Here is a 23,444-nt window from a genome sequence, read left to right as displayed (position 1 = left end):
AACCATATGAGAGTTTCATTTTTTACTATACTTGTTTTTTTATTATCAATCTTCTCTTCTTCTCAAACCCAAGATTTAGAAAATTTAGCTGATGGAGAAATGGTCTATGCTGATATTTTATATGACTCTGACCATAATCTTTACGGCTATATTTACTTTTTTGACCAAGGAAAAATTGATGCTGAAAACAAACAGTTTGAGTATATTTTACTGGACCGAAACCTCAATAAAGTTGCCAATGGAACTTATCAAGAAAAAAACTATGATGGAATTTCTTCCGACTTTTTTGATTGTACTTTCATGGGCGAGCACATCATTTTTTCCAAATATTACATACGGAAATATGAAGTGCTTTTGACTTTCAATCGGATCATTTCGCTGAAAGACAAATCGGTTTCGAAAGAATTCATCTTTGAAAACAATGAATTTCGTGATTTGAACATTACCGCAAACCAATTGAAAGATTATAAAAATGCGGAATCTATCAACATTACGTATGCTTTTAACCATAAAGACCTGAACGGATTTTTTGTATCTGAAAACAATAAAAAACGGAAACATTTTTATCAGGACAAAGATTTGAAGATTTACGATTCAGACAAAAACCTGAAATGGGCATATGTCTACAACGAAAATGGAAGCAAAAAAGACTGGAATGCATTTCGGGTGTTGAACATGAATGAAGGTCTGATCTTAGGTGGACTTTCTCATTTTGCCAATGAAACTTGGATCGACAGTTTTAAAATAGTCGGACTGGAAATGGAAACAGGTCAAAAACGGTTCAAATATGAATTGGAAAATAAAAACGCTGCTTATAGCCATTCTGTAAACATCCGCTATTTTGGTGATAAAATCTACATCGTCGGGAATTATAGCCCCTACTCTAAAGATGATTTTAATTGGATGAAAAATTTGGGTATTTACCAAGTTGTTTTGGATCAAAATGGAAACGAAATTACTAGAAAATACCATCCTTGGTCTGAAATTGCAAAAAATATGGAAGCCAATAAGTATGGTGTAGTAGAAAAAGGATACTATCTGTCACCGAAGAAATTTTTCATCATGAAAGACGGTTCATTTGTTTATTTGGCGGAGAAATTTAAAGGTGTCAACTCTAACTACACTTCTACCAAAACACTTGATTTCGTGTTATTTAACTTTGACAATGAAGGGAATTTCAAAGAAAATCATACCATAGAAAAAGACAAAACGAAATGGGCGCAAAACGATTATTTGTTTCATCAATACATCAAAGACAATTCGGGCGTGGTTTTCTTTTTCCGCGACCATAAAAAGGATGGTGAAACGAAAGATAAAAATTGGGTTTTGGGTATCAATACCGTCATCAATACTGAGTTCAAACAAGAGTTGGTCCCCATGTCATCTGATGATTTTTTCATCCAACCCATTCCTGCAAAAGAAGGGTATATTTTGCTTCGCGAATTCAACAAAAAAAGTGAATTTGACCAATTGCGATTGGAACGTTTGAATTATTAGATTTCGGTTTTCGAATAAAAATCGGCAATCGTTTTCAGTTCATCCAAATTTAAATTCCACATAAAACTGAGGAATTGCTGATAACTTTCAGACTGTTCTGGAGGATTTACGGTTTCCAAATAGCGATTCAAACGGTATTGTTTGCGGGCTTCATAGACTTTTTCAAAACTCTTTGCCAACCAATATTTATAGAACCTTTCGTCCAATCCTTCTTCCAGCCGAAGCAGTGAAATAAAAATGGCCATACCATATTGTTTGAGAAAAAACAGATTGGGCACTTCTTCCCAATTGGCGGTGTTTTGCAATTCCACAAAATTTTCACTTGGGTTTTTAGGTGGAGAAATGGTTTTCAACTCAGGGAAATTCTTTTGCAAAGCGGTGATTCTTTCCATCGCTTCAGGATGAGAAGAAATGGAGTCTTTGTCTATTTTTTCTTCGAATTTAGAATAATCATATTGAGAAAAATCTTCCATTTCCAACCAGCTTTCCTGAAAAGTTTGTTCGGGCAAATCAAAATATTTCAAATAAATTTCCTTTGGTAAACCTGCAGGTTTTATCGTATCATAGCGTTGTAAAAGTTTAAATGCATTGATAAATTCATCGCTTTTGAATTTCGCTTTTTGAAAATAAACAAACCCAAGTGAATCGGCTTCTTTTTCCTGAATTCTGCGGTTGGCTCCTTCTTCATACAAAAGGTTTTGCATCAGCTGAAATGCTTGTGAATTTTGTCCAACTTTTACTTGTTTGATCGATTTTATTTTGGATTTGTATTTCCCTGAAATATCGTCATCTATTTGTTTGATTTGGCTGTTTAGGACATGTTTCAAAACATGATGCGCGATTTCATGTGCGATGATAGAAGCGATTTGGTCTTCATTTTCAAGAAATTTAAAACTTCCCATATTCATCACCAAAGTTCCGTCCGGAAGTGCATATGCATTCACGTTTGGATGTTTTGAAATCAAAATTTTGATGTCTTTTGGGATTTCCGGATTTTGGGCTTGAAGCTCTTGAACGATTTCTTCCAAAAGGTCTTGAAATTTGGCATCTTTCACATAAATTCCATCTTCAATTTCTTTTATAAAATCGTCTTGAAAACTTTGAAAAGCATTTAACAATTCACTCTTCTTTTTTCCTTGATAATTGTTTTTTAAATCTGCATTATAATGATCAAATATGGACTCATAACTCGATTTTAACTCCGAACGAAAATCAGCATCTGCTGTATCAATTGGCGAATAATCCTGTGCAGAAATTTGTAAAGAAATTCCTATTAAAATAAAAATAATGCATGATTTCAATTTTAATTCTTTCATATCAAACAATCAAAAAAGTTATCAAAGAATAAATCATCAGGACCATAATAAATAAGAAAAAATTCATCCCAAACAATACAAATCCTTTCATTCTTGAAACTGCCTTGTTTTCCAGATATACTTTACTGTGTGCTCTGAAAAAATAGAAGAAAGAATAGATAGCTGAAATAACAAACAACGAAATGATTATAAAGTCAAAGAAAACCGACCATGAAGGAATTAGCATTGAAATTCCTCCAAATATCCAATCCAAAATTATATTCAAAGTAATCAAGAAGAGTAAAAATGAAAAATAATACAACGTAAAAACACCGTGATCATAATACAACCATTTCTTTTTGCCGTGTATCAACCAAAGTAAAAAAGCAAAAATCGGCAGATAGAAAAATAATGCTTTGGGCAGATTTTGAACAAAGGTTTCCCATCCTTTTTTCCATAAATTTTCATTTTCTTCATAATGACGATGACGGATTTCTACTATTTTCCTCATCAATTTTTTAGAAGCCCATCCCGGTTTGTTTTTTTCGGACAAGTTATTATCGATAGAATCAAGCTGCTCTACCGTCCGAACGTTTTTATAAGGACCTATGTTGATTCCGTTTTTTGAAAACAAACGGTCATCCACACTTTTTCCGACAAGAACAGCAACTGAATCTGTCTGATTTTCATTTAGGCCAATTCCTGCCAAAGTTCCTTTAAAAATATCGTATTCGAGTTCGGGAATTTTTTGATTGGGAGGCAAACTATTTTGGATGGAATCCAATTCTTTGACAGATTTTGCAAAAACACCCGTTTTCACTTCAATTCCTTCAAATTCATCCTCTTGTGTAATGGCATTTTGAATATAATTCTCCGTATTTTCATGTTCGAAATCGGGCAATAAATAGGGAAGAAAAAAAGCAGCAAAACTCACAAAAATATAGAGTTTCACAGGCGGCATATAGGTTTTCCGTTTTCCATCGAGATAGTCTCTGATGATTTTCCCGGGACGGAAAAACAAAGTTTTCATCGTTTTCCAAAATCCGCTGTCATAGTGTACAAAATCTTCCGCAAAATGAGTAAATAAATAATGAAAAGAAGGCCGATTGATAGAATTTTCCTGTCCACATTTGGGGCAGAAACGTTGTTCAACAGTTTCTCCACAGTTCAAACAGTTCTTTTCCTTACGAAGTTGGTGATGGGACATGGTCGAATAATTGAACCCAAAAATAAGGAATTGGCAGAAAAAAACCTCGAAGGGATTGAATTCCTTCGAGGTTTAAATATATTGTTCCAATAATTTAATTGAACACTTTATTTCGAAATAATATCACAATGGCTCCTCCAACCGTAATAGAAGCATCTGCCACATTGAAAATATAAGAGAAAAATTCTTTTCCGCCTACAATTGGAACCCATTCCGGCCAGTCAAAAAGCGGAAAATAAAACATGTCGACTACACTTCCCTGAAGAAATCCTGAATAACCTGAGAAATCGGCTTTTGAAATTCCGGCATAACCATCCCAAGCAGCCATTTGTTCGTTCCAAGTCATTCCCGTATCGAAAATCATCCCGTAAAAAAGTCCGTCGATGAGATTCCCAATCGCTCCGGCAAAAACCAATGCCATTCCGATTTTGAAATAATTGTTGTTGCGAAGTTTGATGTTTTTCCAGATGAACCAACCGATTCCGCCGATCAGCAAAATTCTCAATATCGACAAAACAATTTTCCCGGTCAGTCCACCAAACTCAGCGCCATACGCCATTCCCGGATTTTCCACAAATTTCAATTGAAACCATGGAAAAACCTCCACTCCTTCGCCGAGATGGAAATTTGTTTTGATGTAAAATTTTAAAAGCTGGTCGATCATCAACACGACCAGCACAATGATGCCTACTTTCTTCAAACCTCCGGATTAACGTTGCATATTTTTGGCTTCTATGCTTAAAGTTGCATGCGGAACCAGTTTCAATCGTTCTTTGTTGATCAATTTTCCGGTCACACGACAAATGCCGTAGGTTTTGTTTTCGATGCGGACCAAAGCATTTTTTAAATCGCGGATGAATTTCTCCTGACGAGCTGCTAACTGAGCGTTTTGCTCTTTGCTCATCGTTTCAGAACCTTCCTCAAACGCTTTGAAAGTCGGCGATGTATCATCGGTCCCGTTATCCAAACCATTCATAAAAGTTTCTTTGATCAATTCATAATCGCGCTCTGCTTTATCCAATTTATCTTGAATGATATCACGAAATTCTTTTAATTCCGCATCAGAATATCTTGTTTTTTCTTCTGTCATAGCTTTACGTTTTTGAAATCGAAATTTCCGTTACTAAATCATCTATTTCTATCTGCGTTCCACCCTGTATTTCAGCTGCAATTTCCAACTCATCGGTCAGGGTTTCCGAGCAAATATAATCTTTATTTTGAATTATTGCATTTTCTAATTTATCCTCTTTTTTAACAACCAATTTGATGCGATCTGTCAGCTCCAAACCGGTGTCCTTACGTAAATTCTGAATTCGGTTGACCAATTCTCTTGCAATCCCCTCAGAAATCAAATCTTCATTTAACTGAATATCAAGCGCTACCGTCAGATTTGAATTCGAAGCAACCGTCCAGCCCGGAATATCTGAAGTCGAAATTTCAAAGTCTTCTAATTCTAATTCCAAAGTAGAAGCTCCTATGTTCAATTGGATTTTTCCATTTTTCTCCAATTCAAGGATGTCTTCGTTTTTCAATCCTGCTGTCGCTTGCGAAATCGCTTTCATATCCTTTCCGTATTTCGGCCCTAAAGTCTTGAAATTCGGTTTGATGCTTTTCACCAACAAATGCGAAGCTTCTTCGTTGGTCAACAACTGGATTTCTTTCACATTCACCTCTTGTTTCAACAATTCGGAAACCGATTCCAAACGGCTCTTCATCGTTTCATCCAAAACCGGAATGATCACTTTCTGCAAAGGCTGACGCACTTTGATGTCCGCTCCTTTTCTTAGCGACAAAATCATCGTAGTCGCCAATTGCGCCAAATGCGTTCTCGCTTCCAACTCATTGTTGATCATGGATACATCAGCCTTAGGGAAATAAGCCAAATGAACGGATTCAAAATCATTTTTCCCGGTGGCTTCATTTAAATCTTTGTACAATTTTTCCGCAAAAAACGGCGCAATCGGTGCGATTAAAATCGCTACATTTTCCAAAACAGTATACAAAGTTTGGTAAGCAGAAATTTTGTCTTTTTCATATTCGCCTTTCCAGAAACGTCTTCTACTCAAACGCACATGCCAATTGCTCAAATTGTCGATGACAAATTCTTGTATCGCTCTCGCCGCACGAGTTGGTTCATAATCGGTATAAAATTCATCTACTTTTTTGATCAGTGAATTCAATTCCGACAAAATCCATCGGTCTAATTCCGTTCTTTCTGCTACCGGAATTTCTGTTTCTGCATACTTAAATCCGTCCACATTGGCATAAAGCGCAAAGAACGAATAAGTGTTGTAAAGCGTTCCGAAAAATTTACGACGAACTTCATCCACTCCTGCAATATCAAATTTCAAATTTTCCCAAGGTTGCGCATTGGAAATCATGTACCAACGCGTCGCATCCGGCCCGTAAACCGCCAAAGTTTCAAAAGGATCTACCGCATTACCGAGTCGTTTGGACATTTTCTGACCATTTTTATCGAGCACCAATCCATTGGAAACCACATTTTTATACGCCACACTATCAAAAACCAAAGTTCCGATCGCATGCAAAGTATAGAACCATCCGCGGGTTTGGTCCACACCTTCAGCGATGAAATCAGCCGGGAAAGCCCCACCATTTTCAATCCAATCTTTATTTTCGAAAGGGTAATGAAATTGACTGTAAGGCATCGATCCTGAATCAAACCAAACATCGATCAAATCCGACTCTCTTTTCATCGCTTTGCCGGAATCAGAAACCAAAATGATTTCGTCGACGATATTTTTATGCAGGTCAATTTTTGCATAATTCTCTTCCGACATATTCCCAACTTCAAATCCTTCAAAAGGGTTGGAAGTCATGAAGCCTACATCGATTGATTTTTGGATTTCATGCATCAATTCTTCTACCGAACCGATGATGATTTCTTCCGATTTATCTTCTGAACGCCAAATCGGCAAAGGAATTCCCCAATATCTTGATCGAGACAAATTCCAATCGTTTGCATTTTCCAACCAATTCCCAAATCGTCCTTCTCCCGTCGCTTTTGGTTTCCAGTTGATGGTTTTGTTCAATTCTGCCATTCGTTCCCGAACGGAAGTGATTTTGATGAACCAAGAATCGAGTGGATAATATAAAATTGGTTTGTCCGTCCGCCAACAATGCGGATAATTGTGTTTGTATTTTTCGACTTTAAAAGCCTTGTTTTCTTCTTTTAGTTGAATAGCGATTTCAACATCTACCGATTTTTCCGGCGCTTCGCCATCATTGTAATATTCGTTCTTCACATATTTCCCACCGTAACCTTCCGGTAGTTGATCAATGAATTTCCCTTGCAAATTGACAAGCGGAACTGGGTTTCCATTTTCATCCAAAACCAACATCGGTGGAACGCCGTGTTCTTTGGCAACTTTGGCATCATCTGCTCCAAAAGTCGGTGCCGTGTGTACGATTCCGGTTCCATCTTCTGTTGTAACGAAATCACCCGAAATCACTTGAAAAGCTTTATCCGCATCTTCAAAAGGAGTTGCCCATGGCAAAAGTTGTTCGTATTTGATTCCGACCAAATCGGATCCTTTGAAAGTTTCCAAGATTCTATAAGGGAATTTTTTGTCTCCTTCTTTGAAATTCTCAAAATCGGAAGATTCATTGGATTCAACATAATTTTTCCCAAAAACCGAATTCAATAAAGGTTTTCCTAAAATCACTTTCTGTGGACGAAAGGTGTATTGGTTAAATGTTTCGACCAATACATATTCGATTTTCGGTCCGACGGTCAAAGCGGTGTTGGAAGGCAAAGTCCAAGGAGTGGTCGTCCAAGCCAGAAAATAAACATCACCATCGATTCCTTTCAAGAAATCAGAAGTTTCTTTATCGGCTTTGAATTGGGCAACTATGGTCGTATCGGTCACATCCCGATAAGTTCCAGGTTGGTTCAATTCGTGAGAAGAAAGCCCAGTCCCGGCTTTTGGCGAATAAGGTTGAATCGTATAGCCTTTGTAAATCAAACCTTTGTCGTAAATCTGTTTCAACAACCACCAAACCGACTCCATGTATTTGGGTTCGTAAGTGATATAGGGATCTTGTAAATCGACCCAATAACCCATTTTTTGCGTCAAATCATTCCAAACATCTGTATAGCGCATGACCGCTTCCCGACAGGCTTTGTTATAATCTTCTACCGAAATTTTCTTCCCGATGTCTTCTTTGGTTATGCCCAATTCTTTTTCCACGCCTAACTCGATTGGAAGCCCATGCGTATCCCAACCGGCTTTACGGTGAACTTGTTTTCCTTTCAGCGTTTGGTAACGACAAAAAATATCTTTGATCGCTCTCGCCATGACGTGGTGAATCCCGGGCATTCCATTTGCGGAAGGTGGCCCTTCATAAAACACAAAGTTTTCCTGACCTTCGCGCGTGGAAACACTTTTTTCAAAGATTTGGTTTTGGTTCCAATCTTGGAGAACGTCTTCGGCAATTTGTACTAAATCTAACTGTTTGTATTCTTTGAAATTCTTGCTCATAGATCAATCTTACAACCTTAATTTTTAAAGGTTTGCGAATGTACAAAAATTCAAAGAATTGTGTTGAATAAATTGGGAAAAAGCGATTGATTCTTCTTATAATTTCTTCCAATCTTGATTCTTCCTGATTTCATAAAGTTTATCGTATAAAATTGATAAACCATAAGTTCCGATTAAACCATAATCTCGAATTTCTTTGATTTTTCCGTTGTCATAATGAATTTTCAAAATCGCTGTTTGGTCATCAGTCCAATTAACCGCATAGTTTTCTTCCAGATTTTCAAAGTCTATATAATTTAGGATATCAATTAATTCATTCCAATTTTCTTGTCTTAAAATTGTTAGGAAATTTCCTTCTTCATCGTTGGAGTTTATCCTCAATTCATCATTAAAATTATAGGCAAGTGCTTTAAATTCTGATTTTTTATTTTGAAGAAGTGTAAGTTTAAAAACTGGACAAGTACCAAAACAACCACTCGTTTCAAATTCGATTTGAGTAATTTGATGTTCAATCCGATTTTCATTCAATTCGACAAAATCATTGAATTTATAAGTCAATAATTTCTTGTCCAATTTCTCATCATTATTAAAGCCTCCATATAATTCAATAATTGAATGATTTTTTAATCTAGGAAAAACAAAAGCATTATAATCTTGGGTTAATTTTTTCAATTCCAATAAGTCATTTTCAAAACTCATAACTACATAAATACTAAAATCATAGTACTCACCTATTACCAACAGATCCGTCAATTGATTTCCATCAAAATCCGCCTTGTAAAAGGATTTATCAATCCCCAAAGAATCGGCAATTTTTTGAGGTATCTCATAGTTATAAATAACATCATTTTTATAATCAGAATACTTTTTAACAACAAAATTTCTATCTTTATCTTTAATCAAACTATTGATCAAATGTTCTGCGTCTTTCTCTGATTGAATACTATCGATTTTGGTAAGAATTTTTGGTTGAAATTCAAAGATTTTGGAATTTGTTTTTGAAGCAATTTTTTCCTTTTTTCCGCAACTAAATAAAGTGAAAATGAATAGAATAATCAGAATTCTCATTTTGAAGTTTTCTTTAAAAGTAATAAAATCAAATTTCTTCTCTTGAAAACTGTGTATAATTCCGCCACTTTTCAAAAAGCTGTACCATATCTTCCGGCATCGGTGCTTCAAAAAACATGCGTTCACCTGTAACCGGATGATCAAATCCTAAGGTTTTGGCGTGAAGTGCTTGTCTTGGACAGATTTGAAAACAATTTTCTACGAATTGTTTGTATTTGGTAAAAGTCGTTCCTTTCAGGATTTGGTTTCCGCCATAGCGATCATCATTAAAAAGCGGATGACCGATGTGTTTGAAATGCGCACGGATCTGATGAGTACGTCCAGTTTCCAATTTACATTCGACAAAAGTCACATAGAGAAATTTTTCCAACGTTTTAAAATGGGTAATCGCCGGTTTCCCTTGACTTCCATCTTCAAAAACAGCCATTTGCATTCGGTCTTTTAAATGTCGTCCTATATGACCTTCGATCGTCCCTTTTTCTTCTTCCAAATTCCCCCAAACCAATGCATCATAGAGCCGATCTGTGGTTCTGGCTTTGAATTGAGAAGTCAAACTTTGCATGGCTTGTTCGGTTTTAGCGATGACCAAAAGTCCGCTTGTATCTTTGTCGATTCGATGCACCAATCCGGGGCGTTCCAATTCTGCTGACATTGATGGTAAGTTCTCAAAATGAAATTTTAGAGCATTGACGAGCGTTCCTTTGTAATTCCCATGTCCGGGATGCACGACCATTCCGGGTTCTTTGTTGATGACCACTACCGAATCGTCTTCATAAACGATATTGATCGGCAAATCTTCCGCGATGATATCAACCACTCTCGGCGGTTCTTCCAGCATGACCTTGATTTCGTCACCGGGTTTTACTTTATAATTGGATTTTACGGGAATTCCGTTGACCAGAATTTGACCGTTGTCGGCTGCGGTTTGGATTTTGCTTCGGGTGGTAGCTTCGATAAAATTCATCAAATACTTATCGATCCGCAAAGGACTTTGTCCTTTTTCGACATTGATGGAAAATTGTTCAAACCCAAATTGATTTTCACTCATATCAATCTATTTCAACTCCTTCGGGTTGTGCTTCAGTTACCTTTACAGGTGGAGCTTGAGGCGTTCCGGCATCTGATGTTGATTGCTCTACTGATTTTTCTTTTAACCTCAGATCATCTGCATATTGAGCCGCCGCAATGGAATCATTTTCAAAGTTACGGTACTGTTTGTCGAGCACCCTTACCACGGATTGTAAGTCTTTCGGATCTTTTTCCGAAACCCATAAATCTACTGGAAGTCCTTGGTCATAATTGTCTCCCGGAAGTGGATATTGATAATAAATGCGAAGCAAAGCACTGTCTGATACGATACCATCTACATTAAGTCGACCGACTTCAAAACGATTGGCTTCGATCGATGAGCGACCTTGATCCAGTGTCATCCCGATTAAATTGGCCATATCGATTCCATATTCCAATCCTTTCCCCAGCACCAAATCTACTTTTGTAAACCTCGGCAATGCTGCATCTTTTGAGATTTGTTTTCCTTGAAACATCACGCGCAGAACTGCATCTTTGGCTATATCTGGCTCGTAAATCGTATCGCCTACCTCCAATCCGGCTAATTTTAATTGCGTAAAAGCTAAACGTTTGGATTTTCCAATAATATCCGGCAAACTAGTTGACCTCCAGCCTTTTGGATTGGATTTAATGAAGATTTTTCTACCTTCTTTTACTCTAAAACCTTTTTGAGGATAAAAATCCAGTACTGCCAATGGCGCTTTGGCCGAATCAAATTTGACACTGTCTATTTCATAAGTTAAATCCAAACTATCGAGTGTTTTCATCGCTTCTTGAATATTCATGACGGATAAATCGGGGATTTCAATTTCCTCATCATGATTGGTATAGGTATTTAACCAAACTTTAAATATGAAATGATACAAACCAAAACAAGCAACTCCCATCAAAAGGATACTTACCCAGAATTGCCATTTGGTGAATGTTTTGAAGAATTTCACGCGGTTCTTTTTTTATAAATTAATTTGTAAAATCAAATGGATTTCTATTACAAATTCAAGTCACAAACTTACATATTTTTTTAATCCCTCTTACCGGAACGGATTTCAATTAGAAAAAATTGTTCCAAATTATATTTGAAATCCCTCAACCGCCCTATTTCTGTTTTAGAAAAAAAAAATTCTGGTTTCAGTTTTCCAATTTCAACTTATCTTTGAATTCTTAAGTTTTAATTTATGTTAAATGTTGCGGTTGTAGCTGGTGGATATTCAGACGAATGGATCGTTTCTCTTAAAAGTTGCGAGTTGGTTTACCAAAGTCTGAATCCTGAAAAGTACAAAAAAACCCGGGTTAGAATATTAAAAGAAGGATGGTATGCTGAAATCGATGGTGAAAAGTTTCTGATTGACAAAAAAGATTTCAGTTTTACAAGAGAAGGAGAAAAAGTAAATTTTGATTGCGTTGTCAATATCATCCATGGAACGCCCGGCGAAGATGGTTACATGCAGGCTTATTGGGAATTGATCGGACTTCCTTATACCGGTTGTAATTTTTATCAGTCTGCGCTGACATTCAACAAAAAAGACTGTATCGCCGTTTTGGAAAAATATGGAATTCCGCATGCCAAATCGGTCTACATAAATGAAAATACACCTTATTTTATAGATGAAATCATAAAAACAGTCGGACTACCTTGTTTTGTAAAACCCAACCAATCTGGATCGAGTTTGGGGATTTCAAAAGTAAAAACCATCGAAGAATTTGAACCGGCATTAAAAAAAGCTTTTAAAGAAGATAAAGAAGTATTGGTCGAATCCTTTTTAGATGGCATGGAAGTTTCGGTCGGCGTGATCCGGCACCAAAACAAAACCAAAGTTGTCGGCATTACAGAAATCGTGAGTCACAATGAATTTTTTGATTACGAAGCCAAATATGAAGGCGCTTCTGAGGAGATCACACCAGCCAGATTGGATGCTGTTACCACAAAGCAAATCGAGGAAATTGCCGCAAAAGCCTACGAAAGTTTGCAAATGACCGGAATTTCCCGTTCTGAATTCATCATCGTTAACGGAATTCCTCATTTTTTGGAAATGAATACGCTTCCGGGGTTTTCACCGGCAAGTATTTTTCCGCAACAAGCCCGACATGCAGGACTTGAATTAGAAGATTTATTTGACAGCGAAATAGAAATTGCACTTAACCGTAAAAATTTATGGAACGAATAGCCGTTTTCCCGGGATCTTTTGACCCGATTACTTTAGGACATTACGATATCGTTGAAAGAGCTGTTCCGCTTTTTGATCAGATCATCGTAGCAATTGGTCAAAATGCACAAAAAAACTATATGTTTTCATTGGAACAACGAAAAAAATGGCTCGAAGACTCCTTCAAACCCTTTCCAAATGTCCGAGTTGACATTTATGAAGGTCTGACTGTGGATTATTGTAAGAAAATGGGTGCGAATTTCATTTTGAGAGGCTTGCGAAACCCCGCAGACTTTGAGTTTGAAAAAGCCATCGCACACACCAATAGGGCGATTACAAAAAAAGACATCGAAACCGTATTTTTATTAACCTCTTCCGGAAAATCCTACATCAGTTCGAGCATCGTCCGGGATGTTTTAAGAAACGGAGGTAATTATGAAATTCTGGTTCCGAAAGAAGTTCGCATCTGATTTAACCCGTGGTGCATCCTTAAATTAGAATTTTGTCATGATTTTTGATGGTTCCACATCAAAAATATACGCCAATATGTTTATAATACAAATTCAAATTACCTTGGGCAATGCCCAAGGCTACCAACATAAAACTCCTATAGAGTTTTTTCTTGTTTAAATTATTAAATCAGGGCCTAATAATGCACTTCTTAATTTATAAATCCAAACTCAATTGAGTCGGTAAGAGTTTAAATGATTTTCTGTGATGTTCCGTAATTCCGTATTCTTTTATAGCCTCCCTGTGTACCATAGTGGGATATCCTTTGTTTTTCTTCCAATTGTAAACCGGAAATTCTTCATGAAGTTCTTCCATGAATTCATCTCGATAGGTTTTGGCTAAAATAGAAGCTGCAGCGATATTTCTGTATTTCGCATCACCTTTTACGATGCATTGGTGCGGGATATTCTGATAAGGTTTAAAACGGTTTCCATCTACGATGATATGTTCCGGTTGAATTTTCAATCCTTCTAAAGCCAAATGCATGGCGAGAATACTGGCATTTAGAATATTGATTTCATCAATTTGCTTTGGTTCTACAAATGCCACAGAAAATGCAAGCGCATTTTGTTCGATATACAACCTTAATTCTTTCCTATTTTTCATGGTCAATTGTTTGGAGTCATTAACAAATTGATTGTCAAATGATTCTCCCAAAATTACTGCTGCAGCAAAAACCGGACCTGCCAAACACCCACGTCCTGCTTCATCGCATCCTGCTTCTAAAATGGCTTCGATAAATTGATTCTTCATAGGAATATTTCAAACTTTAACAACGATTTTTTTTACCGTTTAATTAAATAATTGTTAAATTAGCCTTATAAAACATTAAATTCTTTAACAAATGAGTACAAAGTTAAGAGGTTTACTTGTGCTATGTGGAATCCTTCTCGGAGGAATTTTATTTGCACAAGAGAAAACAGTTACAGGTACTGTGACTGATGCTTATGGTTTTGGCGTTCCGGACGCTAGTGTAACATCTTCTTCAGGACAAGAAGTTTTTACCGACATGGACGGGAACTATTCCATAACGGCAAATGAAGGTGATGTCTTAACCATCGAGGCATTAGGTTTAGATGTTTCAACTGTTACGGTTGGAGCAAGTGACATTTACAATGCTACACTAAGAGAAAGTGGAGCCATTGAGTTAGAAGGAGCTGTAGTAACGGCTTTAGGTATTACAAGAGACAAAAAATCTTTGGGTTATGCGACGCAGGAAATCAGTGGGGAAGAAATTTCCAAAACACCAGTTTCGAATTTTGCAGATGCATTATCTGGAGAAATTGCAGGATTGGACATCACATCATCTGGAACGATGGGTGGATCAACCAATATCATCGTCAGAGGTTACAAATCCATTACAGGAAACAACCAGGCATTGATTGTAGTTGATGGTACACCGATCAACAACAACACTTATAACCCTGTAGATCAACAAAGAGGACGTGGAGGTTATGATTATTCCAATGCTGCATCTGACATCAATCCAAATGACATTGAAAGTGTCAATGTATTGAAAGGCGCTGCAGCAACTGCCTTATATGGCTCTCGCGGTGCTAATGGTGTCGTGATGATTACGACAAAATCAGGTAAAAGAAACAAGGGCATAGGAGTTGAGGTTAACTCAAGTGTTTTTGTTGGTGCAGCTGATAAAGAAACTTTACCAAAATACCAGAAACAATATGGGGCTGGATATGGTCCTTATTACGCAAGTGACAATGGATACTTTGGGCTTTCTGATGTAAATGGAGATGGTGTACTAGATTTAACGACACCATTTACAGAAGATGCTTCTTATGGAGCTGCTTTTGATCCAAATTTGATGATTTATCAATGGAATTCCATTTATCCACAATTGCCAACTTACAGACAAGCCTCTCCTTGGGTGGCAGGTCAAGAAGATCCAAACTATATTTGGAATATTTCTGAAACATACACTAACTCCGTTGCTTTTAGTGGAGGGAATGACAAAGGTGCATTTCGATTAGGCTTTACCAACTTTACGCAAAATGGAAACTTGGTCAACAGCAAATTATTAAGAAACTCTTTGGACTTTAGTGGAGATTACTCTTTTACAGATGAGTTAACAGTGAGTGCAAACATTTCCTATGTAAACAACTCTGGAAAAGGTAGAGTTGGGACAGGCTACGAAGGAAATAACCCGATGCAATCATTCCGTCAGTGGTGGCAAACCAACGTAGACATGAGACAGCAAGAAGCTGCATTTTTACTAACTGGCCAGAACATCACTTGGAATCCTAGATCTGCTACTGATTTAAGACCAATTTATACTGACAACTATTTTTGGAACAGAGCAAATAATTACCAAACTGATGATCGAAACAGATATTTTGGTAATGTTGGAGTTAATTATGAATTCAATGACTGGATCAGTTTGCTAGGGCGTTTTGCATTTGACAACTATGATGAAACCCGCGAAGAGCGTATTGCTGTAGGTTCAGCTGGAGGAGCTACCGCATATGTTGGAGAATATTCTCTTTTCAAACAAACTGTAAGTGAAAACAACTATGATTTGATCTTAAATATCAACAAAGACCTTACAGATAACATTAATTTGGATGCAAATGCCGGATGGAACTTAAGAGTAACTGATAGAAATGGATTTATCGGCACAACAAATGGTGGTTTACAAGTTCCAGGACTATATACTTTGGACAATTCTATCAATCCACTTGGGGCCAGTGATATGCAACAATATCGATGGAGAAAGATGGTTGATGGTATGTTTGCAAGAGCAAGTGTAGGTTTTTACAGAACTTTCTTTGTTGAGGGATCGATAAGAACCGACAGATCATCTGCATTACCTAAAAATGACAATCGTTATTCATACTGGTCTGCTTCCGGAAGTTTTGTGTTCTCTGAACTGATAGATGGTGATTGGTTAAACTTCGGTAAATTAAGAGGAAATTACGCTAAAGTTGCCAATGATTTAGATCCATTAAATGTTTATAACATTTACAACTTGAACACATCCTTTGGTTCAATTTCTTCTGGATCAAATCCAGCTGTTTCCAACAATCCAAATTTATTACCTGAAACTACTGGTGGATATGAATTAGGTTTAGAAATGGCCATGTTCAAAAATCGTGTGAGTTTTGATGTTTCCTATTATGACAATGAAACAGAGGATTTGTTGACCCAAATAGTCACAACAGGTGCAATAGGCGCTACAGGTGCTTGGGCAAATGTTGGAAGTGTGAGAAACAAAGGTATTGAAGCAAGTTTAACCCTAACTCCAATAAGATCCAACAGTTTCACATGGGACATCATTGCGAACTTTGCCAAAAATACAAGTGAAGTAACACAACTTGCAGGGGATAGTGAGTATTACCCATTGACATCTTTCCAAGGTGGAGTTGAATACGGTGCTTGGTTAAATCAACCACTGGGTGTACTAGTTGGAACCAACTACGTTTATGATGAAAACGGAAATAAAGTAGTAGGTGAAGACGGATTCTACCTAACTGAAGCAGGTCAAATCATCGGAGACACCAATCCTGAATGGACAGGAGGTTTGAAAAATAGACTTTCTTATAAAAATTTAACCTTGAGCTTTTTGATTGACGTACAACAAGGTGGAGATGTTTTCTCATTGGATACATGGTACGGTTACCAAACAGGTATTTATGATTTCTCCGCTGGTCTAAATGATTTAGGAAATCCAATCAGAAATAGTCTTGAAAATGGTGGTGGAGTTATCCTTCCTGGTGTAAAAGAAGATGGCTCTACAAATGACATCCGCGTAGGAGCTTCTGACGATACCAATCCATTTGGTTACGGTGGTGCACCAAGAGCAGCTCACGTTTATGATGCCTCTTTTGTGAAATTGAGAAATGTAACCCTATCTTACGATCTTCCAGAAAGTTTAATAAAAAATACTTTTATCCAAAAGTTCACCATTTCTGCAATCGGAAGAAACCTTTGGATCATCCACAAAAACGTTCCTTACTCTGACCCAGAAGCTGGATTGAGTGCAGGTAACTTTAGAGGATATCAATCAGGTGCATACCCTACAATTCGTGAAATAGGAGCTAGTATAAAAGTTGAATTTTAAAATAAAGAACAAATGAAAAAATACATAATAGCAATAGGAATAGCTACAGGAATTATGTCCTGTTCTGATGATTATTATGATTCCCTAAATGTGGATCAAGACAATCCATCTGATGTTCCAGCAAGTTTTTTGGTCACAAGTGCAACGACTAGTTTATTTGACCAAATGACAAGTACAAATGTTAATACAAATGTATTCCGCTTCTTTTCTCAGTATTTTACTACAACAACATATTTGGACGAACCCAATTATGATTTGAATACTCGAAATATTAACGGAAACCATTGGAATGAACTTTACACAGACGTATTGTACGATTTAAAAGATGCCAAAATAAAAGTTCAAAACGATGCAAACATTACAGAGGCGCAAAGAAACAACCAATTGGCTGTAATTGAAACTTTGGAAGTATATGCTTGGCAAATTTTGGTAGATACTTTTGGTAATGTCCCATACACTGAAGCATTACAAGGATTGGATAACACTTTCCCTGTTTATGATGATGCCGCAACCATCTATTCAGATTTAATCACAAGAATTTCCACTGCCATCAATATGTTCAATACTTCAGAAGGTGGATTTGGTAGTGATGACATCATTTATGGAGATAATATGAGTGCTTGGAAAAAGGCAGCTGCCTCATTGAAACTTCGTTTGGGAATGCAATTAAGCGATGTAAATCCTTCATTGGCTCAAACGACTATCTCTCAAGCAATTTCTTCAGGGGTATTTACCTCAAACGCGGACAGCTTTATCATCAACTATCTATCTGCAACGCCTTATTCAAACCCAGTTTATGATGATTTGGTGCTGAGTGGTAGACAAGACTTTCTTGCAGCCAATACCATTGTTGATTACATGAATGAACTAAGTGACCCAAGAAGACCAATGTATTTCGATCAAAATTTAGGGGATAATGTTTATTCTGGTGGAATTTATGGTACATCCAATAGCTATGACACATACACCCATCTAGGTGAGAAATTACATACTGCGACAACACCTGGCGTATTGATTGATTATGCTGAAATTGAATTCTTAATGGCCGAAGCTTTAGCAAAAGGACTAAGTGTACCTGGTACGATCGAGTCTCACTACAATGCAGGAATTATGGCCTCTATGGAATACTGGGAAGTAAGTGAAGCAGACATTACGACTTATATGGGAAGAGCAGATGTTGCTTATTCATCCGCACCTGGAACAGCAAAACAAAAAGTGGCCAAACAATTTTGGTTGGCAATGTTCAACAGAGGTTTTGAAGGTTGGAACGTATGGAGAAGATTAGATGCTCCAACTTTAAATGTTGCCGCACAGAGTGGTGACCCAGTTCCAACTCGTTACACATATCCCCTATCTGAGGCGAGTCTTAATGTAGAGAATTACAATGCCGCTGCATCTGCAATCGGTGGTGATGACCTAAATACCAAACTATTCTGGGACGTTAACTAATCATCTCGTTTATAGAATTTAATAAGAACCCTGCGAAAGCGGGGTTTTTATTTGCCCAATTCTTCCGTAACTTTGGAAACATGATTCCACCACTCGCAGAACGATTACGCCCAAAATCGCTGAATGAATTCATCAGCCAAAACCATTTGGTAGGGAAAAACTCCCCCATCCAAATGATGTTAAAGTCCGGGCATATCGCTTCCATGATTTTTTGGGGACCACCGGGAACCGGAAAAACGACATTGGCCAAAATCATTTCCGAACTTTCAAAACGTTCCTTTTTTGAACTCAGCGCCATCAATTCCGGCGTAAAAGAAGTTCGTGAAGTCATCGAAAAAGCCAAAAATCAGAACCTTTTTTCAGGTGAAAGCGCCCCTATTCTATTCATCGACGAAATCCATCGCTTCAATAAATCCCAACAAGATAGTTTGCTCGGTGCAGTGGAAAAAGGTTGGATTGTTTTGATTGGAGCTACGACTGAAAACCCAAGTTTTGAAGTCGTTCCGGCTTTGCTTTCCCGTTGTCAGGTTTACACATTGAATTCCCTGGAAAAATCGGATTTAGAAGAATTGATCCAAAACGCAATTCAGTCAGACGATGAATTGAAAAAGAAAAAAATTACGGTAAAAGAAACAGATGCTTTGCTTCGCTATTCCGGTGGTGACGCAAGGAAATTATTGAACGGATTGGAATTGGTCATCAATAGTTTTGAAAAAGATAAAATCATTTTGACCAATGAGTCCGTAACGAAATCCATTCAACAAAATCTGGCGATGTATGATAAATCCGGCGAAATGCATTATGACATCATTTCAGCTTTTATCAAATCCATCAGAGGTTCTGATCCAAATGCTGCGGTTTATTGGCTTGCACGAATGCTGGAAGGCGGAGAAGATTTGAAGTTCATCGCAAGACGGCTGTTGATATTATCATCAGAAGACATCGGAAATGCCAATCCAACAGCTTTGGTGATTGCCAACAATACTTTTCAGGCAGTCAATACCATCGGCTATCCCGAAGCCAGAATTATTTTGAGTCAATGTGCGGTTTATTTGGCAAATTCTCCTAAAAGCAATTCGACGTATGAAGCCATCGGAAAAGCCCAACAATTGGTTCGACAAACTGGTGATTTATCGGTTCCGCTTCATCTTCGAAATGCACCTACGAAATTGATGAAAGATTTGGATTATGGGAAAGATTATCAATATTCGCATTCCGGCGAAAATAATTTCATCGACCAAGAATTTCTACCGGAAGAAATCAAAGGAACTACTTTTTATGAACCCGGAATGAATTCGCGCGAGCAAGCCGACAAAGAATCGCTCAAGAAAAAGTGGAGAGGGAAGTATGGGTATTGAATAAGTGCCTAATCTATGTTAATTTCAATTGTCAGAAATTTTTTCTTTTCTAACGTCAATCTTAAAAACTCAAAAATCTGATTTAGATATTCAAAAGGAATTCCTGACCATTCGTGTTTTCCATTCAATGAAGTAAATAAAAAATAAGATTGATTCAGATTCTCATATTCTTCAACAATGGATCTGGAACCTTTTAGAACAAGATAACCTGCTTTATTTTTTTCACAAAAATGATGGGGATTGGTTTCATAAGGAACTGTTTTATCTTCAGCCCCATGAAAAAATACCGCCGGAATAGAATTAATCTTATCGATTTTTATTTCTGGAACTGCAGCACCAGCTAGCGAAATCAATCCCGCAAAGTTCACATCTTCATATTTCGAATCAAACCAATTTTCTTTCATAAAAATCGCATTTAGAATTCCCTCTGCTCCTGCACTACTTCCTCCTGCGATGACTTTTTCCGGATCAATTTTAAATTTCCCTCGGTTTCGAATTAAAAACTGAACCGCATCCAAATAGTCTTCCGATGCCTTTTGAAAAGTTTCCAATTTCACCTCTTTCGGACAATCACATCCAAATCCTTCTTTCGTTCCTTTCCTTGTCAATCGATAAGAAATCGAAACTGCGATGTAATTTCTATTGGTGATTTCTTGACAAAGTTGAGTTTCATCGGGCGCATCCCGACTTCCACCCGAAAATCCTCCACCATGCATCCAAACGATCGTAGGAAAAGATGTATTTTGATCAAAATTATCCGGAAAATAAATGTCTAATTTTAATTCTTCTCCGTCTTTGACACCATAGGTATGGGTTTGTTTCGTTTGAGAATAGCCGATGGAAAGTATCAGCAAGAACCCGAAAATCATAGTTTGTTTAATGGTGTGCATGTCCTCTTAGTTTTCCAAAATTTTTGTAGGCTTTTTCGACCGATTCAGGACTGGCTTTTTCAAATTCCTTCTCGGTAACTTGGTATTGTCGTTGCAATTCTTTTAATTCCTTTTCTAAATCTTTTTTGATTTCCAAATAATTAGGATCCTCGATCAAATTATGCAATTCCTGCGGATCTTTTTCCAAATCGTACTATTCCCATTGGTCTATATCGTCGTAAACATGGAATAATTTATAACGCTCCGTACGGATTCCATACATTTTTTTGACCATGTGAAAAGCCGGAAAGTCGTAATAATGATAATAAAGTGCTTCGCGGAATTTTCCCTCAGCTTTTTCACCTACCAACAAAGGTTTCAAAGATTTTCCTTGCATATCATCCGGAATTTCAATTCCCGCAAAATCCAAAAACGTTTGGGCGAAATCCAAATTTTGGGTTAAATCTTCCACCACCGTTCCGGGTTGAATTTCTTTTGGATATTTCATCAACAAAGGCATTCCAAAAGATTCTTCGTACATAAATCTTTTGTCAAAAAATCCTTTTTCACCCAGATAAAATCCTTGATCGGATGTATAAACGATCAATGTATTTTGATCCAAACCCGATTCTTCCAAATAATCCAAAATCTTCCCAACACCTTCATCTATTGCACCAATCGTCGCCAAATAATCCTGCATATACCGTTGAAACTTCCATTCCGCCAATGCTTTTCCCGACAAATTCAAATCATGGAAATCGTCGTTTTTCTTTTGATAAGCTTTATCCCAAATTTTTCGTTGCTCGGGCGTCATCCGATCAAAATCGGTCGTCCAGGGATTGTGCGCCAGATCTGGTTTTCCTTTTTCTTGGGTCATTTTCAAATCATGTCCTTCGTACATATCCTCATAAATGGTTTGCAGTTGCTCTTTTGAAGCGGTCGAACCTTCGTGATTTGTGAAATAAGAATCCGGAATCGGAAATTTCACCGCGTCATATTTATTCAAATGACGAATCGCAGGCATCCAGTTTCGGTGCGGCGCTTTGTGGTGAACCATCATCATGAAAGGTTCATTTTTATCTTTATTTTTTCGGATGAAATCAAGTGCTTTTTCGGTGATCAAATCGGTCGCATAACCTTCTATCGTCAAAGTATCCGGCAAATTTTGGGTTGACCAATGTGCCGTAGAATCAATTTTATTTTTGTCCAAATGAATGGAATCTTGAATTTGAATAAATTGAGGATTGTAATAATTTCCTTGGTCATTCAAAATTTCCCAATGATCAAACCCTTGCGGATAGCCATGCAAATGCCATTTTCCGATAATTGCGGTTTGGTATCCTGCTTTTTGGAACATTTTGGGAAAGGTTGGTTGACTTCCATCGAAAACATTTCCATTCATCCGAAATCCGTTGATGTGGCTGTGTTTTCCGGTCAAAATCACCGCACGACTGGGGCCACAAATGGAATTGGTTACATAATTTTTTTTGAAAATCGCACCATCTTTTGCAATTCGATCCAAATTAGGCGTCGGTGCCAACTTTGAAACGGGATGACCGTAAGCGCTGATGGCTTGGATCGCATGGTCGTCCGCCATGATGAAAATGATGTTGGGACGTTTTTGCGTGACCTCAACTGATTTTTTGTTACAGGAAAGAATTAAAATCGAAATGAATAATGTTTTAATTATAGATTTCATGGCTTTTTAATTATTGTTAAGTTGAATTTAAAACATTAAGTAATTGAAAATAGAAATAGAAAATTTATTTAAACTCCACTTTCAAATATTGTTCAACAATTTTATTAGCAACCCAACTTGAAGGATTAAAACCATGGTTATGTCTTCCTTTTGCATAATATTCACGAGATTCTTTGTAAATTATTCCATTTCTCGTTTTCAATATAACTTTAGCTGATTTGTCTGCCATGGCTTTTTTAGAAAAGTAATAATCAATTATAAAATCTGCTTCATAAATATTTTCTGTTACTTCCCAATAACCCCATTGTTCTAAGTGCTCCCTTAAATACATAATTGCCTTGGGTTTTGCAAGATTTGGATTATCTACAAAAACTTTTTTGCCTCGTGAAAAAATCACATCTATATTGCTACTTTCAAGTTCAAGGTATTGATTGTCTATATCTGTAATATTTTTATTTAATTTTTCAACTTCTCCATTTGAAAAATATATTTCGTAAACACTACTTTTATCGACCGTATATAATGGTCCTTCTAAGTTTGAAAATTTTTTATACTTAATTTCAGTTTCATTTATTTCTAACACTTTAACTTCAATTGAATCACCTTCTATAAAATGAATTTTATCTTGAGAAATTACATATTGAGAAATCACAATTAAAATAAGTAGGTAGAATTGTTTCATAATTTGTTGTTTTTATCATCA

Annotated in this window: 17 protein-coding genes and 1 pseudogene; 6 read left to right on the top strand and 12 right to left on the bottom strand. The window is 36.9% G+C overall.

The annotated features are described in order from the left end of the window. Window positions 1-6: 6 nt before the first annotated feature. Window positions 7-1,497: a DUF6770 family protein gene (locus HU137_RS07550; RefSeq protein WP_182043168.1), complete on the top strand. Its 1,491-nt coding sequence runs from the start codon at window positions 7-9 to the stop codon at window positions 1,495-1,497. On the opposite strand, the gene HU137_RS07545 is transcribed toward HU137_RS07550, so the two are convergent. The 8 genes from HU137_RS07545 to HU137_RS07510 all read right to left on the bottom strand — a co-directional run bounded on the left by HU137_RS07545 (window position 1,494) and on the right by HU137_RS07510 (window position 11,578). Next, window positions 1,494-2,813: a M48 family metallopeptidase gene (locus HU137_RS07545; protein ID WP_182043167.1), complete on the bottom strand. Its 1,320-nt coding sequence runs from the start codon at window positions 2,811-2,813 to the stop codon at window positions 1,494-1,496. The two genes, HU137_RS07550 and HU137_RS07545, sit on opposite strands and share 4 nt — an antisense overlap. A gap of 1 nt (window position 2,814) precedes the next feature. After that, the gene (locus HU137_RS07540) at window positions 2,815-3,999 is read right to left on the bottom strand and encodes a DUF3667 domain-containing protein (RefSeq protein WP_182043166.1); all 1,185 of its coding nucleotides are present in this window, start codon (window positions 3,997-3,999) and stop codon (window positions 2,815-2,817) included. Window positions 4,000-4,093: 94 nt separating this feature from the next. Next, window positions 4,094-4,699, bottom strand: coding sequence for a lipoprotein signal peptidase (locus HU137_RS07535; protein ID WP_182043165.1), 606 nt, complete (start codon window positions 4,697-4,699; stop codon window positions 4,094-4,096). Between the two features lie 9 nt (window positions 4,700-4,708). Next, window positions 4,709-5,089 (bottom strand): TraR/DksA family transcriptional regulator, encoded by a 381-nt coding sequence (locus HU137_RS07530; protein ID WP_182043164.1) that lies wholly within the window; start codon window positions 5,087-5,089, stop codon window positions 4,709-4,711. A gap of 4 nt (window positions 5,090-5,093) precedes the next feature. Then, window positions 5,094-8,501 (bottom strand): isoleucine--tRNA ligase, encoded by a 3,408-nt coding sequence (gene ileS, locus HU137_RS07525; RefSeq protein ID WP_182043163.1) that lies wholly within the window; start codon window positions 8,499-8,501, stop codon window positions 5,094-5,096. Between the two features lie 96 nt (window positions 8,502-8,597). After that, on the bottom strand, window positions 8,598-9,569 hold the full coding sequence (locus HU137_RS07520) for a DUF6438 domain-containing protein (protein WP_182043162.1): 972 nt from the start codon (window positions 9,567-9,569) through the stop codon (window positions 8,598-8,600). A gap of 28 nt (window positions 9,570-9,597) precedes the next feature. Then, window positions 9,598-10,617 carry an RluA family pseudouridine synthase gene (locus tag HU137_RS07515; protein ID WP_182043161.1) on the bottom strand — a complete coding sequence of 340 codons (1,020 nt, stop codon included), beginning with the start codon at window positions 10,615-10,617 and terminating at the stop codon, window positions 9,598-9,600. A 1-nt stretch (window position 10,618) separates the two neighbouring features. After that, window positions 10,619-11,578, bottom strand: a complete 960-nt coding sequence (locus HU137_RS07510; protein ID WP_182043160.1) for a PASTA domain-containing protein — start codon at window positions 11,576-11,578, stop codon at window positions 10,619-10,621. Between the two features lie 234 nt (window positions 11,579-11,812). On the opposite strand from HU137_RS07510, the gene HU137_RS07505 reads away from it, so the two are divergent. Both HU137_RS07505 and coaD read left to right on the top strand, forming a co-directional pair. Beyond that, window positions 11,813-12,802 (top strand): D-alanine--D-alanine ligase, encoded by a 990-nt coding sequence (locus HU137_RS07505; protein WP_182043159.1) that lies wholly within the window; start codon window positions 11,813-11,815, stop codon window positions 12,800-12,802. Beyond that, a complete protein-coding gene (coaD, locus tag HU137_RS07500; protein ID WP_182043158.1) occupies window positions 12,790-13,251 on the top strand; it encodes a pantetheine-phosphate adenylyltransferase in 462 nt (153 codons plus the stop codon). The genes HU137_RS07505 and coaD overlap by 13 nt, the downstream gene beginning before the upstream one ends. A 196-nt stretch (window positions 13,252-13,447) precedes the next feature. Here coaD and HU137_RS07495 read toward each other — a convergent pair whose 3' ends face one another. Then, entirely contained in the window at window positions 13,448-14,044 is a 597-nt protein-coding gene (locus HU137_RS07495; RefSeq protein WP_182043157.1) for a ribonuclease HII, read from the bottom strand. Between the two features lie 91 nt (window positions 14,045-14,135). Here HU137_RS07495 and HU137_RS07490 point away from each other — a divergent pair, with 91 nt between their 5' ends. The 3 genes from HU137_RS07490 to HU137_RS07480 all read left to right on the top strand — a co-directional run bounded on the left by HU137_RS07490 (window position 14,136) and on the right by HU137_RS07480 (window position 20,173). Beyond that, complete coding sequence (locus HU137_RS07490) at window positions 14,136-17,366, top strand: SusC/RagA family TonB-linked outer membrane protein (protein WP_182043156.1); 3,231 nt, start codon at window positions 14,136-14,138, stop codon at window positions 17,364-17,366. 12 nt (window positions 17,367-17,378) lie between these two features. Continuing rightward, window positions 17,379-18,815, top strand: coding sequence for a SusD/RagB family nutrient-binding outer membrane lipoprotein (locus tag HU137_RS07485; RefSeq protein WP_182043155.1), 1,437 nt, complete (start codon window positions 17,379-17,381; stop codon window positions 18,813-18,815). A gap of 80 nt (window positions 18,816-18,895) precedes the next feature. Then, entirely contained in the window at window positions 18,896-20,173 is a 1,278-nt protein-coding gene (locus HU137_RS07480) for a replication-associated recombination protein A (protein ID WP_182043154.1), read from the top strand. Between the two features lie 8 nt (window positions 20,174-20,181). Here HU137_RS07480 and HU137_RS07475 read toward each other — a convergent pair whose 3' ends face one another. The 3 genes and pseudogenes from HU137_RS07475 to HU137_RS07465 form a co-directional block, all read right to left on the bottom strand. Next, a complete protein-coding gene (locus tag HU137_RS07475) occupies window positions 20,182-21,042 on the bottom strand; it encodes an alpha/beta hydrolase (protein ID WP_182043153.1) in 861 nt (286 codons plus the stop codon). 7 nt (window positions 21,043-21,049) lie between these two features. Further along, window positions 21,050-22,741: pseudogene (locus HU137_RS07470) on the bottom strand (sulfatase family protein). A gap of 64 nt (window positions 22,742-22,805) precedes the next feature. Further along, window positions 22,806-23,423, bottom strand: coding sequence for a hypothetical protein (locus tag HU137_RS07465; protein ID WP_182043152.1), 618 nt, complete (start codon window positions 23,421-23,423; stop codon window positions 22,806-22,808). Window positions 23,424-23,444: the final 21 nt, after the last annotated feature.

Origin of the sequence: Moheibacter lacus, from assembly GCF_014042165.1 — a bacterium.
GTDB classification, from domain to species: domain Bacteria; phylum Bacteroidota; class Bacteroidia; order Flavobacteriales; family Weeksellaceae; genus Moheibacter; species Moheibacter lacus.
Note: the sequence above shows the minus strand (reverse complement) of the source record. Positions and strands in the feature narration are given on the sequence as shown.

Coding starts and splice junctions, on each gene's coding strand:
- HU137_RS07475 (WP_182043153.1), bottom strand. CDS start 21,042: ATGATTTTCGGGTTCTTGCTGATACTTTCCATCGGCTATTCTCAAACG.
- HU137_RS07545 (WP_182043167.1), bottom strand. CDS start 2,813: ATGAAAGAATTAAAATTGAAATCATGCATTATTTTTATTTTAATAGGA.
- HU137_RS07505 (WP_182043159.1), top strand. CDS start 11,813: ATGTTAAATGTTGCGGTTGTAGCTGGTGGATATTCAGACGAATGGATC.
- HU137_RS07515 (WP_182043161.1), bottom strand. CDS start 10,617: ATGAGTGAAAATCAATTTGGGTTTGAACAATTTTCCATCAATGTCGAA.
- HU137_RS07495 (WP_182043157.1), bottom strand. CDS start 14,044: ATGAAGAATCAATTTATCGAAGCCATTTTAGAAGCAGGATGCGATGAA.
- HU137_RS07490 (WP_182043156.1), top strand. CDS start 14,136: ATGAGTACAAAGTTAAGAGGTTTACTTGTGCTATGTGGAATCCTTCTC.
- HU137_RS07520 (WP_182043162.1), bottom strand. CDS start 9,569: ATGAGAATTCTGATTATTCTATTCATTTTCACTTTATTTAGTTGCGGA.
- coaD (WP_182043158.1), top strand. CDS start 12,790: ATGGAACGAATAGCCGTTTTCCCGGGATCTTTTGACCCGATTACTTTA.
- HU137_RS07480 (WP_182043154.1), top strand. CDS start 18,896: ATGATTCCACCACTCGCAGAACGATTACGCCCAAAATCGCTGAATGAA.
- HU137_RS07465 (WP_182043152.1), bottom strand. CDS start 23,423: ATGAAACAATTCTACCTACTTATTTTAATTGTGATTTCTCAATATGTA.
- HU137_RS07485 (WP_182043155.1), top strand. CDS start 17,379: ATGAAAAAATACATAATAGCAATAGGAATAGCTACAGGAATTATGTCC.
- HU137_RS07540 (WP_182043166.1), bottom strand. CDS start 3,999: ATGTCCCATCACCAACTTCGTAAGGAAAAGAACTGTTTGAACTGTGGA.
- HU137_RS07550 (WP_182043168.1), top strand. CDS start 7: ATGAGAGTTTCATTTTTTACTATACTTGTTTTTTTATTATCAATCTTC.
- ileS (WP_182043163.1), bottom strand. CDS start 8,501: ATGAGCAAGAATTTCAAAGAATACAAACAGTTAGATTTAGTACAAATT.
- HU137_RS07530 (WP_182043164.1), bottom strand. CDS start 5,089: ATGACAGAAGAAAAAACAAGATATTCTGATGCGGAATTAAAAGAATTT.